At 72.3% G+C, this 26608-nt stretch carries 26 protein-coding genes; 12 read left to right on the top strand and 14 right to left on the bottom strand.

From position 1 onward, the window contains the following. Positions 1-5 precede the first annotated feature (5 nt). Positions 6-965, bottom strand: coding sequence for a LysR family transcriptional regulator (locus OG753_RS38640; protein ID WP_327266431.1), 960 nt, complete (start codon positions 963-965; stop codon positions 6-8). A 184-nt stretch (positions 966-1149) separates the two neighbouring features. Here OG753_RS38640 and OG753_RS38635 point away from each other — a divergent pair, with 184 nt between their 5' ends. Continuing rightward, on the top strand, positions 1150-4623 hold the full coding sequence (locus OG753_RS38635) for a M28 family peptidase (RefSeq protein ID WP_405792970.1): 3474 nt from the start codon (positions 1150-1152) through the stop codon (positions 4621-4623). Between the two features lie 228 nt (positions 4624-4851). Here OG753_RS38635 and OG753_RS38630 read toward each other — a convergent pair whose 3' ends face one another. Then, positions 4852-5130, bottom strand: a complete 279-nt coding sequence (locus OG753_RS38630) for a hypothetical protein (RefSeq protein WP_327266430.1) — start codon at positions 5128-5130, stop codon at positions 4852-4854. Between the two features lie 98 nt (positions 5131-5228). Between OG753_RS38630 and OG753_RS38625 the strand changes: the two genes are divergently transcribed. Continuing rightward, positions 5229-5618: a response regulator gene (locus OG753_RS38625; RefSeq protein WP_327266429.1), complete on the top strand. Its 390-nt coding sequence runs from the start codon at positions 5229-5231 to the stop codon at positions 5616-5618. Between the two features lie 301 nt (positions 5619-5919). After that, entirely contained in the window at positions 5920-6570 is a 651-nt protein-coding gene (locus tag OG753_RS38620; protein WP_327266428.1) for a DUF4360 domain-containing protein, read from the top strand. Here the strand turns inward: OG753_RS38620 and cynR are convergent. Continuing rightward, positions 6537-7505, bottom strand: a complete 969-nt coding sequence (cynR, locus tag OG753_RS38615; protein ID WP_327266427.1) for a transcriptional regulator CynR — start codon at positions 7503-7505, stop codon at positions 6537-6539. The two genes, OG753_RS38620 and cynR, sit on opposite strands and share 34 nt — an antisense overlap. A 126-nt stretch (positions 7506-7631) precedes the next feature. Here cynR and OG753_RS38610 point away from each other — a divergent pair, with 126 nt between their 5' ends. Next, a complete protein-coding gene (locus tag OG753_RS38610) occupies positions 7632-8237 on the top strand; it encodes a carbonic anhydrase (protein ID WP_405792212.1) in 606 nt (201 codons plus the stop codon). A gap of 58 nt (positions 8238-8295) precedes the next feature. Further along, positions 8296-8766, top strand: a complete 471-nt coding sequence (cynS, locus tag OG753_RS38605) for a cyanase (RefSeq protein WP_327266425.1) — start codon at positions 8296-8298, stop codon at positions 8764-8766. Between the two features lie 7 nt (positions 8767-8773). Here cynS and OG753_RS38600 read toward each other — a convergent pair whose 3' ends face one another. From OG753_RS38600 to OG753_RS38590, 3 genes are all read right to left on the bottom strand, one after another. Next, positions 8774-10039, bottom strand: a complete 1266-nt coding sequence (locus OG753_RS38600; protein WP_405792210.1) for a tryptophan 2,3-dioxygenase family protein — start codon at positions 10037-10039, stop codon at positions 8774-8776. A gap of 331 nt (positions 10040-10370) precedes the next feature. Beyond that, positions 10371-10781: a rodlin gene (locus OG753_RS38595; protein ID WP_327266423.1), complete on the bottom strand. Its 411-nt coding sequence runs from the start codon at positions 10779-10781 to the stop codon at positions 10371-10373. Between the two features lie 93 nt (positions 10782-10874). Further along, complete coding sequence (locus OG753_RS38590) at positions 10875-11621, bottom strand: class I SAM-dependent methyltransferase (protein ID WP_327266422.1); 747 nt, start codon at positions 11619-11621, stop codon at positions 10875-10877. Between OG753_RS38590 and OG753_RS38585 the strand changes: the two genes are divergently transcribed. Continuing rightward, the gene (locus tag OG753_RS38585; RefSeq protein WP_405792207.1) at positions 11620-13158 is read left to right on the top strand and encodes an AMP-binding protein; all 1539 of its coding nucleotides are present in this window, start codon (positions 11620-11622) and stop codon (positions 13156-13158) included. The genes OG753_RS38590 and OG753_RS38585 overlap by 2 nt on opposite strands. A 67-nt stretch (positions 13159-13225) precedes the next feature. On the opposite strand, the gene OG753_RS38580 is transcribed toward OG753_RS38585, so the two are convergent. The 4 genes from OG753_RS38580 to OG753_RS38565 all read right to left on the bottom strand — a co-directional run bounded on the left by OG753_RS38580 (position 13226) and on the right by OG753_RS38565 (position 16580). Then, positions 13226-14380, bottom strand: coding sequence for a serine hydrolase domain-containing protein (locus OG753_RS38580; RefSeq protein ID WP_327266420.1), 1155 nt, complete (start codon positions 14378-14380; stop codon positions 13226-13228). A gap of 90 nt (positions 14381-14470) precedes the next feature. Then, the gene (locus tag OG753_RS38575) at positions 14471-14653 is read right to left on the bottom strand and encodes a hypothetical protein (protein ID WP_327266419.1); all 183 of its coding nucleotides are present in this window, start codon (positions 14651-14653) and stop codon (positions 14471-14473) included. Between the two features lie 92 nt (positions 14654-14745). After that, a complete protein-coding gene (locus tag OG753_RS38570; protein WP_405792968.1) occupies positions 14746-16080 on the bottom strand; it encodes an RNA polymerase sigma factor in 1335 nt (444 codons plus the stop codon). 80 nt (positions 16081-16160) lie between these two features. Continuing rightward, on the bottom strand, positions 16161-16580 hold the full coding sequence (locus OG753_RS38565; RefSeq protein WP_327266418.1) for a YciI family protein: 420 nt from the start codon (positions 16578-16580) through the stop codon (positions 16161-16163). A 199-nt stretch (positions 16581-16779) separates the two neighbouring features. On the opposite strand from OG753_RS38565, the gene OG753_RS38560 reads away from it, so the two are divergent. The 4 genes from OG753_RS38560 (at position 16780) to OG753_RS38545 (ending at position 20035) form a co-directional block, all read left to right on the top strand. After that, positions 16780-17211 (top strand): GNAT family N-acetyltransferase, encoded by a 432-nt coding sequence (locus OG753_RS38560; RefSeq protein ID WP_327266417.1) that lies wholly within the window; start codon positions 16780-16782, stop codon positions 17209-17211. Between the two features lie 71 nt (positions 17212-17282). After that, entirely contained in the window at positions 17283-18170 is an 888-nt protein-coding gene (locus OG753_RS38555) for a PhzF family phenazine biosynthesis protein (protein WP_405792204.1), read from the top strand. Between the two features lie 118 nt (positions 18171-18288). Next, positions 18289-18987, top strand: a complete 699-nt coding sequence (locus OG753_RS38550; RefSeq protein ID WP_405792202.1) for a hypothetical protein — start codon at positions 18289-18291, stop codon at positions 18985-18987. 154 nt (positions 18988-19141) lie between these two features. Continuing rightward, the gene (locus tag OG753_RS38545; protein WP_405792200.1) at positions 19142-20035 is read left to right on the top strand and encodes a 2OG-Fe(II) oxygenase; all 894 of its coding nucleotides are present in this window, start codon (positions 19142-19144) and stop codon (positions 20033-20035) included. Between the two features lie 59 nt (positions 20036-20094). Here OG753_RS38545 and OG753_RS38540 read toward each other — a convergent pair whose 3' ends face one another. Both OG753_RS38540 and OG753_RS38535 read right to left on the bottom strand, forming a co-directional pair. Continuing rightward, positions 20095-20337 (bottom strand): hypothetical protein, encoded by a 243-nt coding sequence (locus tag OG753_RS38540; RefSeq protein ID WP_405792198.1) that lies wholly within the window; start codon positions 20335-20337, stop codon positions 20095-20097. A 72-nt stretch (positions 20338-20409) separates the two neighbouring features. After that, positions 20410-21072 carry a lysophospholipid acyltransferase family protein gene (locus OG753_RS38535; RefSeq protein ID WP_327266412.1) on the bottom strand — a complete coding sequence of 221 codons (663 nt, stop codon included), beginning with the start codon at positions 21070-21072 and terminating at the stop codon, positions 20410-20412. Between the two features lie 244 nt (positions 21073-21316). Between OG753_RS38535 and OG753_RS38530 the strand changes: the two genes are divergently transcribed. Beyond that, the gene (locus OG753_RS38530) at positions 21317-23923 is read left to right on the top strand and encodes a serine hydrolase (protein WP_405792196.1); all 2607 of its coding nucleotides are present in this window, start codon (positions 21317-21319) and stop codon (positions 23921-23923) included. A 53-nt stretch (positions 23924-23976) separates the two neighbouring features. Here OG753_RS38530 and OG753_RS38525 read toward each other — a convergent pair whose 3' ends face one another. Together OG753_RS38525 and OG753_RS38520 are read right to left on the bottom strand one after the other, a co-directional pair. Continuing rightward, positions 23977-24777: a hypothetical protein gene (locus OG753_RS38525; RefSeq protein ID WP_405792194.1), complete on the bottom strand. Its 801-nt coding sequence runs from the start codon at positions 24775-24777 to the stop codon at positions 23977-23979. Beyond that, positions 24777-26054 carry a VWA domain-containing protein gene (locus OG753_RS38520; protein ID WP_327266409.1) on the bottom strand — a complete coding sequence of 426 codons (1278 nt, stop codon included), beginning with the start codon at positions 26052-26054 and terminating at the stop codon, positions 24777-24779. The genes OG753_RS38525 and OG753_RS38520 overlap by 1 nt, the downstream gene beginning before the upstream one ends. Before the next feature lie 192 nt (positions 26055-26246). On the opposite strand from OG753_RS38520, the gene OG753_RS38515 reads away from it, so the two are divergent. Next, positions 26247-26606, top strand: a complete 360-nt coding sequence (locus OG753_RS38515; RefSeq protein WP_327266408.1) for a DUF6204 family protein — start codon at positions 26247-26249, stop codon at positions 26604-26606. The last annotated feature ends 2 nt before the right edge of the window (positions 26607-26608 follow it).

Below are 26608 nucleotides of genomic sequence, written 5' to 3'. Positions count from 1 at the left end.
GCCGGTCAGTCGAGGACCGGGTGCACCTCCGGGTGCGCGTCCCACCACTCCTTGTGGAAGGGGTTGTTGTCGACATTGGCCAGGTAGGCGCGGGCCGCGGCGCGGTAAAGCAGCTGAGCCTCCCCGGCCGAGAGCGCCGCGCGGCTCCAGGCGAGGCGGATGCGTCCGATGATCGGGGTGCCGACCAGCGGGCGCATCACCGTGCCCTCCCCCGGCGGGGCCGTCGGCTGGGTGAGCGCGACCGCGCGGCCGGCGGCGATCAGGTCGTGCTGCATCTTGCGGTCGGTGATGCGGTAGCGCAGTGAGGGGCTGAATCCGGCCTTCGCGCAGGCCGTGACGAGCGCCTCGGGGCCGCCGTCGTCGTCCTCCACCAGCGTCATCCACGACTCCCCGGCCAGGTCGGCCAGTTCGATGCGGTCCAGGGCCGCGAGGGGGTGCCGCGCGGAGAGCCGGATGCAGAACGGCTCCTTCGGGATCAGCGTCCTGGCCAGGGTTCCTTCCGGCAGCGGGACCTCGTGGTCGTTGACCTCTCCGTACACGATGGCGTCGTAGCGCCCGGCGCCCAGCATCCGCGCCAGCACGGTGACCGAGTCCTCCAGGTCCACCGCGATGTCCCGACCTGACATGGACAGGTCGGTCTGAGCGAGGAGGCCGTCGAGCAGCACGAGGAGGATGCAGCCCAGCCGCAGCGGTCCGCCGGTCGATAGGGCGCGCGCCTGAGCTCCCAGAGCATCCATCTCACTGAGCACGCGACGCGCCTTGGCCAGCACGAACTGGCCGAGCGCCGTGGGTTCCACGCCGCTGCGTCCCCGTACGAACAGCTCGCCCCCGGTGACCCGTTCGATGCGCCGGAGCTGGGCGGAGAGTGCGGGCTGGGACACGCCGAGCCGCCTCGCCGCACCCCCCAGGCTGCCCGCCTCCGCGATCCGGCAGACGGCTTGCAGATGCCTCAACTCCAGCTGCATCCGGGCAGCGTACGAGTCGTGCCGCCACGGCACCATAACGCGGGCCTTATGCCTGCCGAGATGTCCCAATCTCGTCATGTTCACGCTCATACTCGGCCGCGAACGAACACCCATCCCCACCCCCCACCCCCCACGATCGGAGTGGACGTTGCATCCCAGCAGATGGACGGCGGCCGTGGCAGCGATGGCGCTGACCGCGAGCCTCGCCGGCGCCCTCGCCGGGACGGCATCGGCTGCGCAGCAGGCGCAGCCTTCCCCGTCCCAGAAGGACACACCGGCGGCACGCGCGGTCGCGGCCGCCGACCAGGCCGTCGACAGCGGTCTCGACTCCCTGGTCAACTCCTCCCAGGAACAGTACGAGCGACGCCTCGTCACCCCCTGGGTGAAGGATCTCTACTCCGTCTCGTACGAGCGCAGCTACCGCGGCCTGCCGGTCGTCGGCGGCGACGCGGTCGTGCTCGCGGACGGCACCGGCAAGGTACGCGCACTGCAGTCCGCCAGCTCTGTGCGCATCGATGTCTCGACGCGGGCTTCGGTCTCGGCGAAGGACGCCGAGGCCACCTCGCGGGCGAAGCTGGTCTCGGTCGACAAGGTCGAGAGCAGCCGGCTCGTCGTCCGCCTGAGGGACGACAAGCCGGTGCTGGCCTGGGAGACCGTGCTCAGCGGCCGTACGAAGACCGCGCCCAGCAGGCTGCACGTCTTCGTGGACGCGCGGACCGGTGCCTTCGTCGACAGCTACGACGAGGTGGTCGCGGGCACCGGCAACAGCAAGTGGAACGGGCCGGGCCCGATCACCATCGACACGACCAACTCGGGCTCCAGCTACACCCTGCGCGACCCGAACCGGACCGGCCTGAGCTGTGCGGACTACAGCACCGGCACGGTCTTCACGAAGTCCTCCGACTCCTGGGGCACGGGCAACCCCACGAGCAAGGAAACCGGCTGCGTGGACCTGATGTTCGCCGCGCAGAAGCAGTGGGACATGCTCTCCCAGTGGCTCGGCCGCAACGGCGTCAGCGGCAACGGGCGCAGCTTCCCCGCCAAGGTCGGCCTGAGCGACCTGAACGCCTACTGGGACGGCAGTTCGGTCACCATCGGGCGCAACAGCGCCAACGAGTGGATCGCCGGTGTGGACGTGGTGGCCCACGAGTACGGGCACGCCATCGACTCGAACACCCCCGGCGGCACCAGTGGCCAGGAGTCCGGGCTCGGTGAGGCGACCGGTGACATCTTCGGCGCGCTGACCGAGGCGTACATCAACCAGCCGGCCCCGTACGACACCCCGGACTACACGGTCGGCGAGGTGATCAACCTCCAGGGCCGGGGCCCGATCCGGAACATGTACAACCCGGCTGCGGTCAACAACGACCCGGCCTGCTACAGCTCCGCGATACCGGGTACGGAGGTGCACGCGGCGGCCGGGCCCATGAACCACTGGTTCTACCTGCTGGCCGAGGGCACCAACCCGGGCGGCGGCAAGCCCAGCAGCAGCACCTGCAACGGGACCACGCTGACCGGTGTGGGCGTCCAGAACGCCGGAAAGATCTTCTACGGCGGCATGCTCCTCAAGACCAGCAGCATGTCCTACAAGAAGTACCGTACGGCGACGCTGACTTCCGCCAAGTCGCTGGACACCACCTGTGACCTCTTCAACAGGACCAAGGGTGCCTGGGACGCCATCAGCGTGCCCGCCCAGTCCGCCGACCCGACCTGTACCCCGAGCGGCCAGAACAACGACTTCTCGATGTCGCTGAACCCGTCGTCGGGCACCGTCCAGCAGGGCGCATCGGTCACCACCACGGTCGGCACCGCGGTCACCACGGGCAACGCCCAGTCGGTGACGCTGACCGCCTCCGGCCTGCCGGCCGGGGTGAGCGCCTCCTTCAACCCGGCCACCGTGCAGTCCGGCCAGTCCTCGGTACTGACCCTGACCGCCACTGCCAACGCGGCGCCCGGCGCGTCCACCGTCGTGGTCAAGGGCCAGGGCTCGGCCCTTTCCCACACGGTCGACTACTCGCTCAACGTCGGCGGCACCCAGCCCGGCAACGACCCGCCGGACGTCAACGTCGCCAACGTGCAGGCGCACCTGACCCAGTTCAACACCATCGCGAGCCAGAACGGCGGCCACCGCCGTGCGGGCAGCGCCGGTTACACCCAGTCGCTGGCCTATGTGAAGGGCAAGCTGCAGGCGGCCGGCTACACGGTCACCGAGCAGAACTGCACCTCCTGCACCTACCCCTCGAACAACCTGATCGCCGACTGGCCGGGCGGCCCCGCCGACCAGACCGTCATGTTCGGCGCCCACCTCGACGGAGTCTCGGCCGGCCCCGGCATCAACGACAACGGCTCGGGCTCCGCGACCCTGCTGGAGAACGCCCTCGTCCTCGCCCAGAAGAACCCGACGATGACCAAGCACGTGCGCTTCGCCTGGTGGACCGACGAGGAGCAGGGCCTCAACGGCTCCGAGTTCTACGTCAACCAGCTCAGCAGCACGCAGCGCGCGGCCATCAAGGGCTACTACAACTTCGACATGGTCGGGTCCACCAACGGCGGCTACTTCATCAACAACGTCAACTCAGCCACCGCCGCCCCGCTGAAGGCGTACTGGACCTCGCTGAACCTCGCGCCCGAGGAGAACACCGAGGGCCAGGGCCGCAGCGACGACTACTCCTTCCAGCAGGCCGGCATCCCCACCTCCGGCTACGCGGCCGGGGCCAGCGCCCGCAAGACCTCGGCGCAGGCCACGAAGTGGGGCGGCACGGCCAACGCCGCCTACGACCCCTGCTACCACAGCTCCTGCGACACCACGAACAACATCAACGCCACGGTGCTGAACCGCAGCGCCGACGGTGTCGCCTACGCCGTCTGGAAGCAGGCGGTCGGCGGTGAGACCCCCGCCCAGGACTTCTCCATCGGCGTCAGCCCGTCCGCGGGCAGCGCGGCCCCCGGCGGTTCCACCTCCGCGACGGTCGGCACCACGACCGTGAGCGGCGCCGCCCAGACCGTCGCGCTCTCCGTCTCCGGCGCACCGGCCGGGGTGAGCGCGACGCTCAGCCCGACGTCCGTCCAGTCCGGCAGCTCCTCGGCCCTGTCCGTCCAGGTCGGCGCGAGCACCGCGCCGGGCACCTACACCCTGACGATCACCGGCTCCGGGACCGTCAGCCACACCACCACCTACACGCTCACCGTCACCGGTGGCGGCACCTGCACCCCGCGCCAGCTGGTGGTCAACGGCGGCTTCGAGAACGGCGCCACCCCGTGGAGTGCGACCGCGGGCGTCATCACCAACCAGTCCGGGCAGACCCCGCACGGCGGCACCTACAAGGCATGGCTCAACGGGTACGGGTCCACCCACACGGACAGCGCCTCCCAGACGCTGACCATCCCGTCGGGCTGCTCCACGTACCGCCTCGGCTTCTTCCTGCACATCGACACGGACGAGGACGAGAACGTCGTGTACGACCGCTTCACCGTCTCGGTGGGCGGCCAGACGTTGGAGACCTTCTCCAACCTGAACGCGAACTCCGGCTACGCGGAGAAGTCCTACGACCTCTCCCAGTTCGCCGGCCAGAGCGTCACCCTGAAGTTCAACGGCACGGAGGACCAGTCCCTCCAGACCTCCTTCGTCGTGGACGACGTCACCCTCCAGGTGAGCTGACGTCCGCCTGATCTCCCGGCCGACAACGGCCCGGCCCGGTCTCCGCACCTCGGGGACCGGGCCGGGCCCGTCCCGTCCCCCTCCCCCGCCCGGGGGAGCGGGAGCGTCGCGGTGGGTGGAGTCGTCCGGGGCCGAACCGCCGGGTTCCGGCGGCGGACCGCTCCCGGCCAACATCGAGGACTTCCGTGATTCCCGGAGCGCTCCGATCCGGCCGGTCCCGGGAACCGGTCAGCGGCCGCCGCGGCCCCGCTCGGGGGCGATCATGGCGACCAGTCCGTAGTCCAGCTCCGCGCCGTCGACGAGCAGGGCCTCGACCGTGCGCGTACTCGGGTCGATGTCGGCCTCCACGCCCTGCCCCCGGTAGCGGGGGTAGCCGGATGCGCCCTTTTCGCCGGTGGCCTCGACCACGGCCGAGCGCAGGGCCCGGTCCGCCGCGGACTCGCCGCGCAGGTTCTCGATGTGCTCGGGCACCAGCAGGATCTCAAAGCTCTGCGGCTCTGTGCTCATGGAGCGAAGCTACCGGATCAGGTGCCCCGGAGCGGGCGTGCACACGCCCCGCCTCGTAGGCTCTGCGGGACCCCCCCACACGGATGAAGAGGCACGACATGAGCGGCGACACCCCGAGCAGGATCCTCCTCGTGGCGAGGGAGACCACCCTGCGGGGGCTGCTGGAGCGGCTCCTCGTGGCCCGGGGGTTCGCCGTGGTCGACGGCGGGAGCGGGCGTGACACCGTCGCCCTGCTGGGCAGCGCCGGCCCGATCGCCCTGGTGATCTGCGAGCGCACCGGGCCGGGCCTGGACGAGGTGGCGCTCTTCGAGGAGATCCGCCGGGATCCGGAGCACGGGCGGGTGCCGATCCTCGCGCTGCCGCCCGCGGATCCGGAGTGCACGGTCCACGCGCTGGAGGCCGGTGTGAGCGACTGTCTCGCGAAGCCCTTCCACCCGACGGAGTTCATGGCCCGCGTCGAGCGACTGGCCCGGCCGGCCGCGGCCTGATCCCGTTCCTCGGCGCCGGGCCGGTCGACCGGATCCGGCCGGTCCGGGCGCGCGGAGGGCGATTGGCCGGACATCGCCCTGGTCCGGCCCGCCGGGGGTTCCTACGATTCGGGCACCCGGTCCACACCGACCGGGACTTGTCAGGGACATGCCCATATCCCCCTTCATGGACATGCCCCGTTCCACCCTGCACACCGGTGTGACGACCCGGCCCCGCTCTGGCCGGCCGCACCCCCCACCCTCCGGCGCCCCGGCACACGCCTGCGCGCCGCCCGGTACCGAAGCAGTGGAATGGAGAACCATGTCCGGCGGATTCCTCGTGAGCGGCGCGATCGGCGCCCTGCTCACCGCCACCCTTCCCACCCAGGCCGCCCCCTCCACGATCGTGGACCCGCCGCCCGACCGCATCGTGATCGAAGTCGCCACGGTCAACGGATCCGGGTGCCCCAAGGACACCGCGCAGGTCGCCGTGTCCCAGGACAACACCGCGTTCACCGTGACCTACAGCCAGTACCTCGCCCAGATCGGCGGCGGCGCCCCGCCCACCGCGGCCCGCAAGAACTGCCAGCTCAGCCTGATCGTGCACGTGCCCCACGGGTTCACCTACGCGGTCGCCAGCGCCGACTACCGCGGCTACGCCTCCCTCGCCCCCGGCGCGAAGAGCACCGAGAAGGCCTCGTACTACTTCCAGGGCTCGCCGGACACCGCCTCCCGCACCCACACCTTCAGCGGCCCGCAGGAGGACAACTGGCAGGCCACCGACGTCACCGACTGGGCCCAACTGGTCTGGGCGCCGTGCGGGGTCCAGCGCAACTTCAACATCAACACCGAGCTGCGCGTCACCAGAGGAACCTCGTCCCCCTCGTCCACCAGCTACATGACGATGGACTCCACCGACGGCAGCATCAACACCATCTATCACCTGGCCTGGAAGGAGTGCCCCGGCAAGTGATCCGCCCCGCTCGTGGCCGCCTCCCGCTGCGCGTTCGCGCGCAGCGGGAGGCGGTAGCCGCGGTCGCGCACCAGCCGGGCCGTGAGCCCGGTGAAGGCGCGGGCCGCGGCGCTCTGGTACGCACTCTCCCTCCGCAGCAGGGTGACCGTGCGGGACGGGAGGGCGGGGTCCAGCGGAACGGGGCGCAGGTACGGGTGGTCGTGGGTGACCGCGTCGGGCAGGACGGTGGCCAGTGAGGTGCGCCGGACGATCTCGGTGAGGGCGTGCACGGAATTCGCCTCGACCGCGATGTGCGGCCGGACACCGTGGGCGGCGAGGTAGGCGTCGACGTGCTCGCGGGTGGCGAAGTCCCCGCTGAGCAGCGCCAGTCGGCGCGTCGCGAGGTCCCGTACGGGCAGCGGGCCGGGGTCCGCGTCGGCGGCGGCGACCAGGCCGAGGGTTTCGATGAACAGCGGGGTCGCCGCGATGCCGGGCAGGTGCGGCCCCTCGAAGGCGAGCCCGAGGTCGTGCTCGTCGGCGAGCAGGCCGGCTTCGATGCGGTCCTGGGGCATCTCCCGGACCTCCAGGGCGATCCCGGGATGGGCACGGTGGAGCCCGGCGACGAGCGGGCCGACGAGGTACGCGGTGAAGGTCGGGGTCAGCGCGAGGCGCAGGTGGCCGCGGGAGAGGTCGGCCAGGTCCATGACGGCGCGCTCGGCGGCGGCCAGGTCCCGCAGCGCCCCGCGCGCGTAGTGCACGTACGTCGCGCCCGCGTCGGTCAGCCGCACGGCGCGCCCGGTACGGTCCAACAGCTGCACGCCGACGGCGCGTTCGAGCTGCTTCACCTGCTGGGACAGGGTGGGCTGGGAGATCCGCAGTTCTTCGGCGGCGCGGGTGAAGCTGCCGTGTTCGGCGACGGCGATCAAATAGCGCAGGTGACGCAGTTCCAGGGCCATGAAATCGACTATAGATGGTATCGATGGCAGACATGGATATTGCGTCTTGGACACAATAGATGCAGCTCATGCATGGTGGAACACGTCGAGCCCCACACGGGGCGGATCCCACCAGAGGGAGTGACCATGCAGACCATGACCCCCGCGCACGATCTCGCGGACGGCGTCGCCCGATTCCAGCGCGAGGTGTTTCCGGCCAAGGCGGAGCTCTTCGCCCGCTTGGCCGAGGTGCACCGGCCGACGACCCTGTTCATCGGGTGTTCGGACGCCCGTGTGGTGCCGGAACTGATCACGCAGAGCGAGCCGGGCGAGCTGTTCGTCGTCCGCACCGCCGGAAATCTCGTACCCGCCCACGCACCGGGGCCGGACGGGGTGGCGGCCAGCATCGAGTACGCCGTGGCCGTCCTCGGTGTCACCGAGGTCGTCGTGTGCGGGCACTCGGCCTGCGGGGCGATGACCGCCCTGGCCGAGGGCGCGGACCTGAGCGCCGCCGCCTCCGTCTCGGGCTGGCTGCGGCATGCGGACGCCTCGGTGGCCCGTACCGCGGGCTGCGCCGGTCCCGGCCGGCTGGCGGCCCTGATCCGCGAGAACGTGCGCGTCCAGCTCGCGAACCTGGCCACGCACCCCTCGGTCGCCCGCGCCCGGGCCGCGGGAAACCTCTCGCTGCACGGATGGGTCTATGACATCGGATCCGGCGGCGTCACCGACGTCGCCACCACCACGGCCGCCTGACCCGCCCGCTCCCCCTCTCTCCCGCTCCCCCTCCCCTCCCCTCCCGAAGGACACTTCCATGCCGCACGCCCAGTTCGACCCCACCGCCCGCGAGGCCCTCGCCGTCACCGTCGTCGACGCCAAGACCCGCAAGGACCTCTCCTGGCAGCAGCTCGCCGACGCGGCGGGCCTGTCGGTCGCCTTCGTCACCGCCGCCCTGCTGGGCCAGCACCCGCTGCCCGAGTCCGCCGCGAAGGCGGTCGCCGCGCTGCTGGACCTGGACGAGGACGCGGTGCTGCTCCTGCAGACGATCCCGACCCGCGGGTCCGTCCCCGGCGGCATCCCGGCCGATCCGACGATCTACCGCTTCCACGAAATGCTCCAGGTCTACGGGACGACCCTGAAGGCACTGGTCCACGAGCAGTTCGGGGACGGCATCATCAGCGCGATCAACTTCAAGCTGGCCGTCAGGAAGGTCGCCGATCCCGAGGGCGGTGAGCGGGCCGTCATCACCCTGGACGGCAAGTACCTTCCGACGCGGCCTTTCTGATGATCCATCAGGTTCGTTCGCTCGCGATGGGAGCGCCCGTCGGGCACCCCGCCCCGCGCTGCTCGCCGAGCTGCCAGAAGAGGCGGTTGTCCAGGCACTCGGCCAGGTAGGGGACGCCCGCGGTGTAACCCGATCCGTGCGCGTCGCCCAGCATGCGCGCGGCGAGGCTCCGGTGGGTGGACTTCCAGCGCTGGTGCCTTTCCTCCAGCCCGCCGAGCGCGGTGCGGAAGCGGTTCCACTCCGCCTCGTCGAAACGGGCCGAGCGGCGGAGGTCGAGATAGGCCCGCACCACCGTGTCGTGGGTGGCGTCCTCGGCCTCGGCACGTACGGCGGGCACGTTCGTGAAGGCTTCCGACCTCAGCCGCGGGGCGGTCGGGAGGCCGCAGAGGATCTCGAAGCGCTTGTACTGCTCGGACTGGATGGCGCTGGCGCCCTGAGTGAAGTGGCGGAAACCGTCGAAGTGCCCCGGCCGCATGGTGGCAACCATCCGGAACAGGGCGGAGGCCCGCTCGAAGAGGCCGGCGGCGCGCTCCACGTCGGCCGCCGCCGCTGCCAGGCGGCCGTCGCGCAGCGCCTCGACCGCCGACCGTACGTCCGTCGCGATCGCCGTGAAGATCATTTCATGGGCCTGGAGGGCCCTGATGAAGAAGTACTCGTCGTGGAGCACGTACACGGGCTGGACCGTCACGTCGAACCAGTGGCCCGCTTCCTCGGTCGTCAGCCGGGGAAGGAGGTCGGCGACGTCCGCCCAGTGGGACCGGGACGCGTCGGCCGCGCGGGACATCAGTTCGTCGGCCTCCGGTCCGTCGAGGTCGTGCGCCACGAACCGCAGGGCGTGGCGCAGCCGCTTGCGCAGGGTCTCCGGGTCCGGCGGGTCGCTCGCGGCGGATTCGCGGGACGAGGCTGCCCACCGGGTCTCGAAGCGGATGACGTCGGATATGAGCAGGGTGGCCATCCGGTTCGGGTCCGGAGCGTCTTCCGGGGTGTCCAGGAGGAGCTCCAGCAGCGGCAGGGAGAGGTAGGTCCTGTTCCAGTAGCGCCCCTCGTGCTTGTCGAGCACGCAGTCGAGGAATGCCCGGAGGAAGGGCGGGCGGTCCTCGGCGGGGCGGTTCCGGATGTCGCCGAGCCGAAGCAGGAGGGATCGCGGCAGGAAGTGCTTTCCGGTCCGCCGCACCTCTTCCGTGACGGTACGAGCCAGGTGGAGCCCGTCCAGCTCGCCGTTCACGTGCCCGGCGGCCGCCCATCGGTCCGCTTCCGCGCATTCCGGGTTCATCGCCACTCGCCTCCTGGACCTGGTGGGCCTCACGCCGTCCGGGTGAAGCAGGAGATTCAAGTGAGCATGATCAGAGCAGTGCGCGTCATGTCTCGAACATTCGTGTCTTGACACGGGCGGAAAGGACGCGCAGACACGCAAAAGAGCCTCCGCCCGGCCGGGCAGGAGGCTCTTCGGCATACGGTTCGGTGCCCACTCCGACGGCCGCAGGGCCGCCGCGCGCCGGTGGAGGAGACGGATCCGTGGAACCGGTGGATCCGGGTGGAACAAGCCGGGGCCCCGTGGGCACTCGCGCAGGCGTCGGAGGCCCCGGCTCGTACGAGGGGACGCGTCAGCTGCCGGCCGAGACGTTGCCGGACAGGACCGGAATGTTGTCCAGGATGTGGGAGAGCGGCTCGTCGCCCTTGGCCTGGGTGGAGTTCTCGGTGCACTGCTGGTTCTGCGGGTTCGACAGGACGTTGATGTCCTGGACACCGATGTTGACCAGAGCAAGGATCGACTGGGCGTTTACCTTCGCCGGCAGACCGATGCAGGGCTTGTTCAGCGTGCCCTGGACCAGGCCGAGCTGCGGGCTCAGGTCACCGGCGGTCTTCTGGTTGCCGTAGATCTGCTGGGCACCATTGCCGTTGACGGTGTTGATCCCGTTGTCGTTGCCGATGGCCATGGCCGGGGCGGCCATGGCCGCGCCCGCGCCGACGATCGACGCGGTGGCGGCGGCGGTGGCCATGAACTTCTTGATCATCAGTGGTCCTTCTGTCGCACGAGTGCACGGTGATAAGCACCTTGATCAACGTCCGGGGCGGCGGCAGGTTGCGCCGCTTCACCCGAACAGCCCCTATCGGATGTCGCGCCCCCGGACCGCCACGCTCACCTCGACCACGTAGTGCTCCTCCACCCATCCGTCCGGGAACCGGTCCATGAGGAGGGCGCGCTCCTCCTCCAGGAAGGCATCCGTGCCGGGCTCGCCGATCAGGAACAGGGAGTGCGTGGACAGCTTGGCCAGGTGCGTGTCGACCGGAACGCGGCGCGACCAGAACAGCCGGCGGTCGGTGAACCGCAGCCCCTCCTGCGAGAGCGCGCGCTCGTTGATGTACCACCCCGGGCCGAACCGCTCCTCGATCCGGGCCTGCTGGTCCGCGATCCAGCCGACCCCGACGTCCGGGTCGTTCTGCCAGACCGCCAGCGCCCCGCCGGGACGCAGCACGCGCAGCGCCTCGGGCACGGCGTGGGCCGGGTCGGTCCAGTGCCAGGACTGCGCGTACGTCAGCAGGTCCAGGCTGCCGGCGGCCAGCGGCAGCCGGTTGCCGTCGGCGCGGACGAGCGGCGTACGGGGGTTGCAACGCCGGAACTCCTGGGCCATGCCCTCGCCCGGCTCCACCCCGACCACCCGGGCCCCGCGGGCCTCCAGCAGGGCGGTGGCGATACCCGTTCCCGCCCCGACGTCGGCGACCCGTGCTCCGGCCAGCGGAAAGCCGGCCATCTCCGCCAGCGTGTCGAAGAGCGCGGGCGGGTACGCGGGGCGGTGGGCGGCGTAGCGTGCGGCCGCGGAGCTGAAGGAACGAGCACGGGATTCGTTCGTCATGGCGTCCATGATGCCGGTGTCCCGGAGCGGCGCGGAGAGGCAGTCGCACATGGTGGCCGCGCGGTATGTCACGTCCCTGGTAGGGGCGTTGGAGCGGTACGCGGGGCAGCCCGCGCTCGGCGTGGGACCGGACGTGCTGGAATTCCAGGAGGTGCTGGGCGGTGCACGCCGGCTGGCCGGGGTGCTCTCCGGGGCGGGCGTCGGGCGCGGATCGGGGCTGGCCTGTGTCGCGGGGTCGAACCGGCCGGAGGTGCTGCTGGTACGGATCGCCGCTCACCTGCTGGGCGCCCGGCTGACCCAGGTGCTGGCCGGACCGGCGCTGTACGGGCTGGACCACATCCTGCGGGACTGCCGGCCGGACCTGGTCGTCCACGATGTGCCGGTGCCCGGCACCGGGGCGCCGCTGCTGGACCTGGCGGAGTTGCTCCGCCGGGCCGCCGGCCACGAGCCCGGGGCGGTCTCCGTGCAGGCCCGGGAGGACGACGTGGCACGGGTGACGTACACCGGCGGGACGACCGGGCGGCCCAAGGGCGTGGCCTCCACCTTCGGCGCGATGGCCGCGCGGAACGCCGTACAGCCGGCGGCCTGGGCGGAGTCGGTCCATCTGTCGGTCACATCGCTGGCGCAGCGGTCCGGTGGACGGTGCCTGGAGCAGTGGCGGGCCGGGGGGCGGGTGGAGATCCTCGAACCGTTCTCACCCGGGGAGTTCGCGGCGGCCTGCCGACGCCTGGGGCGGGTGTCCACGTACCTGACGACCTCGATGCTGTACCGGCTGCTGGACGACCCGGTGACCGCCCGCGGCGTACCCGGGCTGGAGGCGGTCTCCTACGGCGATTCGCCCGTCCACCCCGAACGGCTGCGGGAGGCCGTGACCCGCTGGGGCGGCCGGTGGCGGCAGGGATACGGCACGAACGAGACGGCGGTGATCTGCCGCCTGTCCCCCGCCGACCACGATGCGGCGGTGGGCGGGCGGCCGGAACTGCTGGCGTCGGTGGGGCGACCGGTCGCCGGCGTGGAGGTCGAGGTGCGCGACGAGCGGGGCGCCGCGGTGGTGTCCGGGCGCACCGGCGAGGTGTGGATGCGGTCGGCGGCGATGATGACCGGGTACTGGGGCCGGCCCCGGCTGACGGCCGGAGTGCTTCGGGACGGCTGGCTGCGGACGGGGGACGTCGGCCACTTCGGCGCGGACGGCTACCTCTACCTGGACGACCGGGTCCACGACGTGGTGATGGTCCACGGGGACAACGTGTACTGCGTGCCCGTCGAGGCCGCGCTCACCCGGCATCCCGGCGTCGGGCAGGCCGTGGTGGTGGGGCGGCACAGTGAGCTCACCGGCGAGGAGGTGTGCGCCTTCCTCGTACCGGCGGCGGGGTACGCGCCCGGCCCGGGGATCGCTGCCGAGGCCTGTGACCTGGTGGAGAAGGAACTGGCCCCGGCGCACCGGCCCACCGCGGTGTTCTGGGAACAGGCGGTCCCGCTCACCGCCCGCGGCAAGCCGGACAAGCGCCGGCTGCGGGACCGGGCGGCGCGGGGCTAGGGGGTGCAGGGGGCGGGGGACGGAGCGACGGGGGCGGGGGACGGAGCGACGGGGGCGGGGCGGGAGGTCAGGGCCGCGCGGCGGCGTAGGTCCAGAACGCGCGCATCACCTCGGGCGAGGCCGGGCCGCTCAGCTCCCGCTGGGTCAGGAGCACGGTGACGGTCCCGGTCGCGGGGACGATGTGGGCGGCGGTGCCCGTGCCGCCGATCCAGCCGTAACGGCCCGGTACGTTCCACGGGTCGATGCGGGCCACGTCCACCGAGCCGCCGAAGCCCCAGCCCTGGCCCTCCAGGAACAGGGCGCCCGCCTCGCGCTGCGGCGCGGTGAGGTGGTCGGTGGTCATCTGCCGTACCGACGCGCCGGAGAGCAGCCGTCGGCCCCCGTGGGAGCCTCCCGCGAGCAGCATCCGGCCGAAGGCGTGCAGGTCGTCGACGGTGGAGACCAGCCCGCCCGCACCGGAGGGGAAGGCCGGGAGGCTGCTCCACTGGCCGTCGGGCGCGTCGATGAGCTCCAGGCCCTTTCCGTCGGCGGTCGCCCGGTAGGAGCTGGTGAACCGGTGGAGCTGCTCCCGGGGAACGACGAACGCCGTGTCCCGCATGCCGAGCGGCTCGAAGACGCGCTCGGCGAGGACGTCAGGGAAGGACTGCCCGGTCGCACGGGCGATCAGCACCCCGAGGATGTCGGAGCAGGTGTTGTAGAGCCATGCCTCGCCGGGCTGGTTCAGGAGCGGGATCCCCCCGAGGACAGCCATCCACTCGTCCGGCGCCGCGACCTCCTGGGGGCTGGGCGGACCCTGCTTCAGATCGCCGATCAGCGGGGTCACGGCGGGCAGCGAGAAGTCGGCGGGAAAGCCGTACCCGGCGCGGAAGGTCAGGAGGTCGGCGACGGTGATCGGCCGGACGGCGGGTACCACGTCGTCGAGTGGTGCGGACGGCGTACGGACGACCGTCGGCGCCGCGAGTTCCGGCAGCCAGCGGGCCACGGGGAGATCGAGCGAGAGCAGGCCGTCCTCGATGAGCATCATGGTGGCCGCGGCCGTCACGGGTTTGGTGACCGACGCGACCCGGAAGAGGGAGTCGCGGGCCATGGGCGCGGTGCCGGCGGTGTCGAGGGAGCCGACCGCCGCGACCTCCACGGCTTCGTCGTGGGCCACGAGGGCCACCGCGCCGGGCAGCGATCCGTCACCGACGTAGGTCTCCAGAAGACTGCGCAGGTCGCTCATGGTCCACCTTCTCGTACGTGCGGATGCTCGTAGGGAAGACTGGCCGCGGCCGGCGAAATCATCGGTCCGGCGTGACCGGGGCCGGGCGCGCTATGCGGCCGGTACCACCGACGCGCGTATCGCCGAGGCCCACTCACCGAGCAGGGCGGCGTGGCGGATCCGCTCCGCGTCGGAGAGGCGTCCCTCGGCGCGCGCGAAGAGGCAGCGGATGTCGGCGTTGATCTCGGCGAGGGAACGTTCGGGGACCGGGTGATCGTCAGGGGTCGGGCTCACGTGATCAAGAGTAGGCGGCACGTACGACAACGGTGGACCATGTCCGACATGCGGACGCCGGGACGGGCATCCGGCGGGACCGCCCGGACTTCTCATTCTGCCGATTCCGCCGGTCCTGTCCGTTCGGCCGGTTCCTCCGGCTCCTGCTGCTCGTCCCGCTCCTCCTGCTCCGCGATCCGGGCGGCCCGGAACTGGAGGTAGCGGCGTTCCGGGACGCTGAGGGTGAGGCCGGCCGCCTTCGCGTAGGAGGCGCGCGCCGCGGCCCGGTCGCCCGCCCTCTCCAGCAGGTGGGCCCGTACGGCCTCGAGGCGATGCTGCCCGGCAAGGCGCTGGTCCTCGTCCAGCTCGGCGAGCAGGGCCAGGGCTCGCCGCGGCCCGTGCACCATGGCCACCGCGACCGCGTGGCCCAAGCGCTCCACGGGACCGGGGACCAGCCGGATCAGCAGCTCGTACAGGGCGAGGATCTCCACCCAGTCGGTGTCCTCGTCGCTCGCCGCCTCGTCGTGCACGGCCGCGATCGCGGCGCGCAGCTGGTACGGGCCGAGCGCGGTGCGCGTGAGCGCGTCGCTGACCAGGGCGACTCCCTCTGTGATGGCGTCGTGGTCCCAGCGGGAGCGGTCCTGCTCGGCGAGGGGGATCAGGCTGCCGTCGGCTGCGGTGCGGGCGGCGCGGCGGGCGTCGGTGAGCAGCATGAGGGCCAGCAGGCCGGACACCTCTCCGTCGGACGGCAGCAGCGCGTGGACGTCGCGGGTGAGGCGGATCGCCTCGGTGGCGAGGTCGGCGCGTTGCAGATCGCCGCCCGAGGTGGCGGTGTAGCCCTCGTTGAAGATCAGGTAGAGCACGTGGAGCACATCGGCGAGGCGCTCGGCGCGTTCCTCGGCCCCTTGCGGGTCGGGGGCACCGGTGCCGGCGTCGGCGTCGCCGTCGCTCCTGATGCCGAACGGCGCCCCCGAGGCTTTGATGCGCCGTTTCGCCCGGCTGATGCGCTGGGCCATCGTGGCTTCGGGCACGAGGAGGGCGCGGGCGATCTCGGCCGTGGTGAGGCCGCCGACGGCGCGCAGGGTGAGGGCGATCCTGCCGGCGGGGGCCAGATCGGCGTGACAGCAGAGGAAGAGCAGGGCGAGCGTGTCGTCCTCGGCGGGGGCGCGGCCCTCCCCCGGGGGCGGCGCCACGAACTCGTCGCGCGGGGTCAGTGCGACGGCGGTCTCCTCGCGGCGCCTGCGCGCCTCCTCGCTGCGCAGCTGGTCCGTGAGCCGACGGGAGGCGACGCGGATCAGCCAGCCGCGCGGATTGGCCGGGCGGCCTTCCTCGGGCCACTGCCGGGTGGCGGCGAGCATGGCCTCCTGTACGGCGTCCTCGGCGGCGTCGAAGTGTCCGTAGCGGCGCACGAGCGCGCCGAGGACCTGCGGCGCCAGTCGGCGCAGCAGGTCCTCGCCCGCGGAGGCGGCTTCGGAGGCCGGGTCGGGGCCTGGACCGGGGCCGGGGCCAGGGCCGGGGCCGGGGTCCGTCAGCACATCTCGGCCCCCGAGCGGCTGTCGACGGGGTGGACGACGACCGGGTAGTTCGGCGCACCGTCCGGGACCGGGCACGCGTAGGCACGGGCGGCGATCTCGGCGGCCCGGGCGAAGTCCGCGACGTCGACGATCCAGTAGCCGGCGAGCACCTCTTTGGCCTCTCCGTACGGCCCGTCGGAGACCACGGGGCTGCCGTCGGCGGCCGCGGTGACCAGGCGGGCCTGGCGGGGATCGGCCAGTCCCTGCCCGTCGACCCACTCGCCCGACTCGGCGAGGTCGTCGTTGAGGGCGCCCATGTAGTCGAACATCGCCTTCAGGTCCGATTCGGACCATCCGGGGCTGTCACTGTTCGCGGCGCCGCCCATGGCGTCGTAGTCGGACTGCTTCCCGAGGACCATCAGCATGTACTTCATGGGGTGCCACTCCTTCTGCTCTGCGCGGCGGCTCCGGAACCGGGGATCCGGGCCGAAGTCCGGATCGGGAGGCGGATCGGGATCGGGAGCCTCTTCGCATGGGACGTCGGAGCCGTCCTTCCCATTTCGACATGCCGGCCGCGACCGCGCGACGTTTTTCACCCGGAGAGTTCCCGGCCCGGCCCAGTAGGCTCACGGTATGAAGATCATCGACCTCGAGCCGGGCGACGCGCGGCTCGCAGCCGACCTGCTCCCCGTGCTGCTCGAACTCCGTCCCCACCTCACCGAGGAGCTCTTCCTCGAGATCGTCGCGGAGGCGCGCGGCCAGGGGCTTCGTTTCACCGCGGCCTACGACGCCGACGGCGTGTGCGTGGGCGCCGCCGGCTGGCGGATCGTCGTCAATACCTCGATGGTCCGCTCGCTCTACGTCGACGACCTGGTCACCGCCGCTGCCGCCCGTTCCGCCGGAGTGGGGCACGAGCTCCTCGCGCACCTGGAGCGGCACGCACTGGCGGCGGGCTGCACCGCCCTCACCCTGGAGTCCGGCACCCAGCGGACCGATGCGCACCGCTTCTACTTCCGCGAGCGGATGGCCGTGACCGCCTTCAGCTTCGAGAAGCCGCTGCGCTGAGGGACGACCGCAGGCCACGGACCGGGAATTGGCCTTGCCGCGAGGCGGATCGGCCTCGCTACGTTCACGGGATGCGCATCCAGATCGTAGACGCCTTCACCAGCCGTCCCTTCACCGGAAATCCTGCCGGTGTCTGCCTGCTCCCGGCCGGCCCTTGGCCCGACGACATACGGCTGGGGCAGATCGCCGCCGAGCTGAACCATCCCGAGACGGCCTTCGCCCTGCCGCTCCCGGCCGGGGGCGAGGCCGACTGGGAGATCCGCTGGTTCACTCCGCTCGTCGAGGCCAATCTGTGCGGCCATGCCACATTGGCCACGGTTCACACGCTGCGCCGGGAGGGTCTGCTGACGGGTGGCCCGGTCCGCTTCCTGAGCCGGTACAGCGGCCTGCTCACCGCGCGGGCCGCTGGTGAGGGGGCAGACGGGGCTGACGGGGAGATCACTCTGGACTTCCCGGCCGCCCCGGTGACGGAGGTTCCGGTACCGGCGGGCCTCGCCGACGCCCTGGGGGCACGGCCGGAGGCCACGTTCCGTACGGGCGCGCTGGGCGATCTGCTCACCGTCCTGCCCGACGAGGCCACCGTACGGACGCTGTGCCCCGACCTCGCGGCGGTCGCGGCCCTGAGCCTGCGCGAGGATCTGCGCGGGGTCATCGTCACCGCCGTCGCCGAGGTGGCCGCAGGCGCCGCGGCCACCTCGGCCGAGGAGGCGACGGAAGACGCGTACGACTTTGTCTCCCGCTTCTTCGCCCCGGCGAGGGGCATCCCCGAGGACCCGGTCACCGGCAGTGCCCACACCGCACTGGCCCCCTACTGGGCGGCTCGGCTGGGCCGCACCGACGCCCTCACCGGATTCCAGGCCTCGGCACGCCCCGGCCTGGTGACGGCCGCCGTCCACGGGGACCGGGTCCACCTCACCGGGCGGGCGGTCACCGTTCTGGAGGCGACCCTCCGCGTCTGAGCGGCGCCGGGCCGCCCGTGACCGAAACGTCGCCGCGTCGAAGCCCGTTCGGCCTCGCAGGCAGGGGCGCCGCCTTGCTAGCTTCCAGCCCGAAGCCGACCTTGGAGGACCCGATCTCATGCCCGCATCCCGAGGCCCCCGCCGGGGCCTGAGCGCGGCGGCCGTGGCCGCCGTCCTGCTGGCAGGCATCACCGGATGCGGGGACGAGGCCGCCGAGGCCCCGGCGGCTGCCTCCGTTTCGGCGTCCACCGCGCAGTCACCGTCACCGTCGGCATCGGCCTCCGCCCCGGTGACGGCCTCCGCCCCGGCGTCGCCCTCCGCCTCCGCGCCGCCCACGACCCGGGCCGTGACACCGACGCCGCCTCCGGCCCCGACCCGGCTCACGGTCGCGGTGGACACCCGGGGCGGCCGGCTGGCCCTCGTACGGGGTGGCGCCCCGCAGGAGTTCACCGTCACCCTGCGGAACGGCAACTCCGCCGAGTACCGGCACGTACTGGTCGCCTTCCAGATGGAGATGCTGGTCGGCGAACCCGGTGGTGCGGCGGGCAGCGGGCCCGGTTTCCTGCTGGAACGCTTCGACCCCGGCGCGGGCACCTGGCGCCCGGCCGACTTCCGTATCGCCAATGACGCCAAGCCGCCGTCCCTCTTCACGGGCGGCGGCCCGCTCGCCCGCGAGGCCGTCCGCGTCGAGCGCTACCGGCTGCGTGCGACGGCCGGCGGGCCCACGGGCAGCAGCCCGGTGATGGTGTCGTTCATCGACACGGACGCGGGCCGTGAGGTCGCGGCCCATGTCGTTCTCGGGCACACCACCCGCTGAGACTCCCCCGGTCCCGTCCGGTTCCCCGCACGAATTCCGTTTACCGCCGACCGGCACCACCCCGGGGCACCCGGTGCGGGCGTACGCCGTGCACTCCCGTGCGCCCCCGTGTGCCCCTTCGGCGCGGACGGCCGCCGTCGTACGGTTCCGGGCTATGAGCGGATACACGATGGAACCGGCCATGCCGATGGAAATCAGCCCCCGAGTACTGCCGCCCTCCGATCAGTGGTCCCCCGCCCTCGCGGTACAGGCACCGGTCTGCCGGTTCGAGAACTTCCTTGGAGCGGAACGCGCCGCGGCCCTTCTGGAATACGCGATATCCCGGGAGGACGACTTCACGGCGGGCACCGTCCTGGACCCCCTCACCGGACAGGTGTCCCGCAAGGGGCGGGACTCCCTGGTCCTCCCCGTGACCAGCGAGGTGTTCAGCGCACACCTCGCCGACTGCCTGCCGCCCGTTCAGGAGGTCCTCGGCCACCGGTCCGCGCTCACCCGGTCGCTGACCGTGCTGACGGCGCACGGCGAAGGCGGCCACTTCGGCATCCACACCGACGCCTCGCGCGTCCGGGACGTGCGCACGGCGCTGTCCGCGGTGTACTACCTCCACCGCACGCCCCGTGGCTTCGGCGGCGGCCAACTGCGCCTGTACGACACCGTGGTGCACGACGGCAGGGCACGGCCGGCGGAGTCCTACCGGACCGTCGAGCCCGAGCACGACACCATCGTCTTCTTCCCGGCCGGCGCCTTTCACGAGGTCGTACCGTCCACCTGCCCCAGCGGGCGGTTCGCGGACCAGCGGTTCACCCTCACGACATGGATCTCCAACGGGGAATCAGCCGCCGGGCAGCCGGACGGCCACGGGCCGGGGGTCTGGCAGTGGCTGGCGGACGCGGCGGAAGGCACCCGCCCGCTCCACGACGTCGCGCAGGACCACGACGGTGCCAGGCCGGTCGCGCTTCCGCCGGCCAACCCCGACACCCGCCTGAGGCTGCCCGTGCCGAAAGGCACCCCGCGCACCGCTGAGCATCGCCGCCCGCCCCTGACCTGACGGCGCCTCGCTCCTGCCGCAGGGCCTCTTCGCCGAGGGGCTTTGCCGCAGCGGCGGGCTCACATGGCGGTCGTGGTCCAGGTGAACTTGCCGCCGCCGACCCACCGGACCACCTCCAGGTCGTCGAGGTCGTGGATCGGGATCCCCACCTCCGCCGCGACCAGCAATACGTCCGTCATCGACATCGCTCTGCCGACGAACTCTCCGTCGACCTCCACGATGCGGAAGGGAGGGTTACCGGGTTGGACGCCGAGTACGGTGATCCGCGCCGGCGAGATGTGAGGTGTCGAGCCTTCGGTCATGCGGAGACGGTCGCACGCCGCGGCCGGTGACGGGCTCGGCGACACGGCCCGGGGGGCCGATCGGGACATGCCTCAGATCCTCTCCCCGCCCGCCTCACCGAGGGCGGACGCTGCGGTCCGCCAGGCCGCGGTGACCGCCTGGCGGGCTCGGTCCGTCGCCTCGGGCACCCGGTCGGGCAGGTGGAGCGGCGAGCCGATGTGCACGTGCAGGCAGGGGCGTCGCAGCGGGGCGGTGAAGACCCCGGCGAGCTGCTTGGCACCGTTCCCGGAGCAGAGGCGGCGTACGCCTGCCTGGCCCACGGGCACGACCGGGGCTCCCGTCGCGGCGGCGAGCCGGGCCAGGCCGCTGCGGAAGGGGCCGGGGGCCGTCTCCCTCGCGTCGCGGCGTAGGGGCAGCTTGCCTTCGCCGTAGAGCAGCACGCTGCGGCCAGAGGCGAGGGCGACGGCCGCGGCGTCGAGGGAGTCGGCCGCGCGGGTGGTGCCGCGGTGGACGGCGATGTGGCCCTCGCGGCGCAGCGCGGAGCCGAGCAGCGGTACGCGCCAGAGGCCGCTGGTGGCCAGGATGACCGGCTCGATCCCGTACCGGCGCAGCGCGGCGACCACGACGGCCGGGTCGGCGAGGGAGGTGTGGTTGGCGACCAGAATGGCACCGGGGGCGGGCCGTACTCCGGGGTCGGCGGTGACGGTCAGCCGCCCGAAGGCGGGTACGAGCGTGGCGGCGATTCGGCTGAGCATGGACGGCCCCGTTCGGCTGGTGCGAAGCGATGCGGTGCGATGTGTTTCGGTGCGCTTCGGTCCATGGTCGGCCGGGCGGGCGGGCACGGTCATGAGTAGGCGTACTCACCGAATATGACCGAACGGTCACAAGATCCCGCGCGCGGAACGAGCGCGGCACCGGGGGCATCTAGCAGTTCGGCGAGGACCCGTCGGGTCCTCGCCGAACGTATCGGCACGGTGTGAGCGGCAAGGCGGGGCTGGGATGAAGGCGGTAACGGTGGCGGGCGGTTCCTCGGACGACCCGGAGATCGAGGCGGGTACCACCGTCCTGAAGGCGGAGACCCAGGAGGATTCCGCCGAGCCGACGGCCGACGACGGGGGGCCGGAGGCGGCGGAGGGCGAACCTGCCGGTCCGGCGACCGACACCCCTCGGGCCGAGCCCGAGGTCCGGACGGAGGATCAGGACACGGACGCCACCGTCGGCGAGCCCACCGCGGACGCGGGAGCCACGGACGAAGCCGAGGTGAAGACCAGCGGCAACGCCGAGGCCGAAGCGGAAGCCACGGCCGATGCGCTCCCCGAAGGTGGGCCCGCGCAGGGTGTGGAGTCCGAGGCCCCGGCCGAGGCAGCGGCCCAGACGGAGAATCAGGACAAGGACACCCCCGAGGCCGAGCCCACGCACGACGCGACGGCCAAGGACGAAGCCAAGGCCAAGACCCCCACAGCGTCCGAGGCGGAGGCCGTGGCCGAGGCACCGGCCCAGACGGAGAATCAGGACAAGGACACCCCCGAGGCCGAGCCCACGCACGACGCGACGGCCAAGGACGAAGCCAAGGACGAGGCCCCCACAGCGTCCGAGGCGGAGGCCGTGGCCGAGGCACCGGCCCAGACGGAGAATCAGGACAAGGACACCCCCGAGGCCGAGCCCACGCACGACGCGACGGCCAAGGACGAAGCCAAGGCCAAGACCCCCGCAGCGTCCGAGGCGGAGGCCGTGGCCGAGGCACCGGCCCAGACGGAGAATCAGGACAAGGACACCCCCGAGGCCGAGCCCACGCACGACGCGACGGCCAAGGACGAAGCCAAGGCCAAGACCCCCGCAGCGTCCGAGGCGGAGGCCGTGGCCGAGGCCGACGACGCGGCCGAATCCGACGCCACGACCGAAGCCCCGACGAAGGACCAGGAGAAGGACGCCCCCGAGGCCGAGCCCGCGCATGGCGCGAAGGCCGAGGGCGAAGCCAAGGGCGCGACTCCGGCAAAGCCCGCGGCCGCGCGCGGCGTCGGTGCCCGGGGTGGAGCCGAGGGGACGCAGGAGGTTCCGGGTGGGGACCGCGCCGAGCCCGCGGCGGCAGCCGACGAGACGCAGCTCATCGCACGGCCGCGGCCCGAGGCCGCCCGGCCCGATGCTCCGCGTACGACGCCGTCCTGGGCGCGGGACGTGGAGGCGGACTCCGAGCGGACGAGCAAGTTCGTCGCGCTCAAGGACCTCGAAGCCGTTCCCGCGCCCACCGGGCCCACCGCGCCGCGGCCGCCCGAGGCCGGGCCGGCACCCGCCGCACCGCTGCCCCCGCTCGACCTGCTGGCCGAGCTCACCAACACCCCCGCCCCGACGGAGACCCCGCGCCGGACCGCGGTGCGCCGCGTCAAGATATGGGCGCCGGTCCTGCTCCTCCTCGTGGGCGCGGGCGCCGGTGCCCAGCTGCTGCGCCCGCTGCCGGCCCCGCAGCTCGTCGCCTCCGCGACCGACCGCACCCTGGACGGGCAGTTCACCATCCCCTGGCCCGCCAAGGGCCAGGGCGCCGTCCGCGTCCCCGGCTCCGGGGACCTCGGCACCTTCGGCGAGCAGAAGCCCGTTCCGACGGCCAGCGTCGCCAAGGTCATGACGGCCTACGTGATCCTCAAGGACCACCCGCTGCGCAAGACGGAGCCCGGTCCCGACATCACGATCGACGCGAAGTTCGTCGCGGACGGAACCTCCGAGCACGAGTCCCGCATCTCCGGGCTGGCCGCCGGTACGAAGTTCAGCCAGCAGGACATGCTCAAGATGCTCATGATCCCCTCGGGCAACAACGCCGCCCGCCTGCTGGCCCGCTGGGACTCCGGCACCGACTCCGAAGCCGCGTTCGTCGCGAAGATGAACGCCGCCGCCAAGGAGCTCGGCATGGACAGCACCACCTACACGGACCCCAGCGGTCTGGACGCGGCCACCGTCAGCACCGCCGCCGATCAGCTGAAGCTCGCCGAAGCCGTCATGAAGGACGAGACGTTCCGGTCGATCGTCGCGCTTCCGAACGCCACCATCAAGGGGCTGTCCAAGCGGCTCGAGAACAACAACATCCTGCTCACCGCCCAGGGTCTGAGCATCCGTGGCATCAAGACCGGTTCCAGCACGCCGGCCGGCGGGACGCTGATGTGGGCGGCGTACAAGTCGATCGGTGACGAGACGCCTTTGATCCTCGGCACGTTGATGGACCAGCGGGTGGACGGGCCGGACGAGGACGGCGGGAACAGCCTGAAACTGGTGCTGGCGAACAGCAAGACGATCATCGAGGCGGTACGGACGGCGCTCGCGTCGGTCCCGGTGATCCGCAAGGGCGACGTCGTCGGGCACGTGGACGACGGGCTCGGCAGCCGTACGCCACTGGTGGCGACCAAGGACCTGAACGTCATCGGCGTACCGGGCCAGCAGCTGAAGCTGTCCCTCGGCCCCACTGCCGGAGCCGGGCCCCTGCCGCACAGCGCGAAGGACGGTGCCGAGATGGGCTTGCTGACGGTCGGCAACGGCGAGGGGGCCAGGAGCGTGCCCGTCGCGGTCAAGGGGAACCTGGCCGAGCCCTCGTTCCAGACCCGGCTGACCCGCGGACGCTGACCCGCGGACGGGTGGGGGAGGCCGCGGCCGAAGGGCCGCGGCCTCCCCTTCGTTCAGGCCCGGGGCGGGCGGCCGGAGCCGCGCGTCAGGGAGTATCCGAAGAGGCCCGCGAGGGCCGCGAGCGCGCCGCCCGCGGCCGTCCAGATCCAGCGGTCCGACCACCAGCCGCCGGACCAGCCGTCCTCGGGCTCGCGCAGGGTCGCCGTCACGGTGCCGGCGACCAGCGGGGTGGAGAGTGCGGCGTCGACCGCCTGGCTGCCGCCGGTCTCCTTCACCTCGGCCTCGACGGACGCCCGGACCGGCAGGCCCAGGTCCTCGTCCGGCAGGTCGACGACCGTCAGGCGTACGTAGTAGCTGCCCGGCAGCGGGTCGTTGGCCCACGGCTCGGCGCCGGCGCGGACGGTGCGCAGGGTGCAGGACAGTTCGACGGTCGCGGCGTCCTTGGCGGCGGCTGCGGTCTGCGTCCCGTAGGTGCAGGCCTGGCGGCGGCGCAGTCCGTCGTACACGTCGATCTGCCAGGTCGAGGCGCCGTGGCGGGCCTTCGATTCGGGCAGGGTGACGGCGGCCTTCACCGTGACGCGCTGCTGCGCGTCGATCGGCAGCACCCAGTAGAGGTAGTCACCGCTGGACGCGCCGGCCGTGGCCTTCTGGCCCGGGCGGAACGCCGCGGCGGTACGGAAGCTGGTGCCCGCCTCGGTGGGGGCTGCTTCGGCCTTGGCGCCGCCCGGGCTCGCGGAGGCGGTGGCACTCGGCGAGGGCGTGTCCGCGACGGCGGTGCCCACGGCCGTGCCCGCCACGGTGAGGGCGGCGGCCGCGGCCAGCAGGGAAGCGGTCAGTCTGCTTGCTCCACGCATCAGTTGGTCCTCCAGACGGAGATGCGCCAGCGGGAGATCCATCCCCACACCAGACCGGCCAGCAGTCCGGCGAGTGCCAGTACGGCCAGCAGCCACCAGCCCCGCCCGAGGCCGAAGGCGGCCACGTCGGAGGCCTCGTCGGGTCCGTCCACCACATCGATGGTGAGCTCGACGGGCATGCCCGGGGTCGTCTTGACGGACGCGGGAGCGGAGAAGGAGTTGCTGACCTGGAGGCAGACGGTCTCGGGCACGGGCTTGTCGTCCGAGTCCGCGCCGTCGGTCTCGGCCTTCGGGTAACGCAGTCCGGTGGAGAGGACGTCGGTGCGCCCGTCACCGGCCTCCGAGCCGCGCACGATCTCCCGCCCGTGAACGGTGGTGGCGCGCAGCAGTACGCCGTAGTCGTTGTTGACGGCGCGGTCGGCGCCGATGCTGACGGAGGCGCGCAGTTCCTGGCCCGGCAGGACGTCGACCCGGTACCAGCGGTGTTCGCCGAAGGTCTCGCGGTCGCTGTAGAGGCCGGCCTTCAGCTGAGGTGCGCCCTCGCACTGCTTCGCGCCCTCGGTGGCGACCGGGTTGACGACCGGGTCCGCGGCCCGGTCGACGAGTTGGCGCACTCTGCTGGAGAGTTCCGCCTTGTGCTGCACGGAGGTGTAGGTACCGCCGGTGGCCTCGGCGATGCAGGTCAGCTGGGCCCGGGTCTTGGCGTCCGGGACCAGGCCGAGGGTGTCGATGACCAGGTGGATGCCCTTGGCGGCGATGTCGCGCGCCACTTCGCACGGATCGAGCGGGGCGCAGGTGTCCTCGCCGTCCGTGATGAGCACGATCCGCTTGGTGGCGTTGCCGCCCTCGAGGTCCTGGGCCGCGCCGAGCAGGGCGGGGCCGATGGGGGTCCAGCCGGTGGGGGCGAGGGTCGCCACGGCGGTCTTCGCCTCGGTCCGGTCGAGCGGTCCGACCGGGTAGAGCTGCTTGGTGTCCTTGCAGCCGACCGCCCGGTCCTCCCCCGCGTAGTCGGCACCCAGGGTCCGTATGCCGAGGCGCACCTCGGCGGGGACCGCGTCGATGACCTCGTTGAAGGCCTGCTTGGCCGCTGCCATGCGGGACTGTCCGTCGATGTCGTTGGCCCGCATGGAGCCGCTGACGTCGAGGACGAGGTCGACCTTGGGGGGTTCCTTCGCCGTCGGTTCGTCGGCGGCGGTGGCGCTCGCCGGGAAGAGCCCGACGGCCAGGGCGGCGAGCAGGCCGCACGCCCCGACCGCAAGCCGTTTTCTAGTGATCATCGCCGGATCGTATTGAGGATCGTCCGACTATCCAAAACGTGCTCCCGGACGGGCCTTTCGGGGTGTGCGTGCGGTCCGTACGGGCCTTCGCCGGTGTCGGCGGGGCGGCCGGGGCCGACGGGGCCGACGGGCCGGGGCGGACCGGCGGATATCCGGGTGCAGGGGACGGAGTGCCCGATCTAGGCTCCGGGGATGAGTGCTACCCGTACCTTCCGTATCACCGTCCGCGGCTCGTTCGACTCCCTGACCGACGACCAGACGGCCGAGCTGCTCGCCGCCGCGCCCGAGCACGACATGCTGCGCGCGCGCTTCACCACCGAGGGCCACCTGTCGTACGACTTGGCGGCCCGCCCCTTCTTCACCTTCCGCTTCCTGGATTCGGGTGAGGCGGAGGAGGACATTCTCGATGCGACGGCCCGTGCGGAGCTGGCGGCGGAGAGCTGGCTGACCGAGCACGGGTACGGCTTCAAGCCGCTGAAGTCGCAGGCCCAGGACATGTCGCTGGCCCCGCTCGGCAAGCGGCAGCGCCGGGAGGCCGCCGCCCGCGCCTGACG

This window comes from Streptomyces sp. NBC_00029, from assembly GCF_045160505.1.
Classification (GTDB): Bacteria; Actinomycetota; Actinomycetes; order Streptomycetales; family Streptomycetaceae; genus Streptomyces.
The sequence above is the reverse complement of the archived record's forward strand: the minus strand, read 5'-3'. Positions and strand labels throughout refer to the sequence as shown.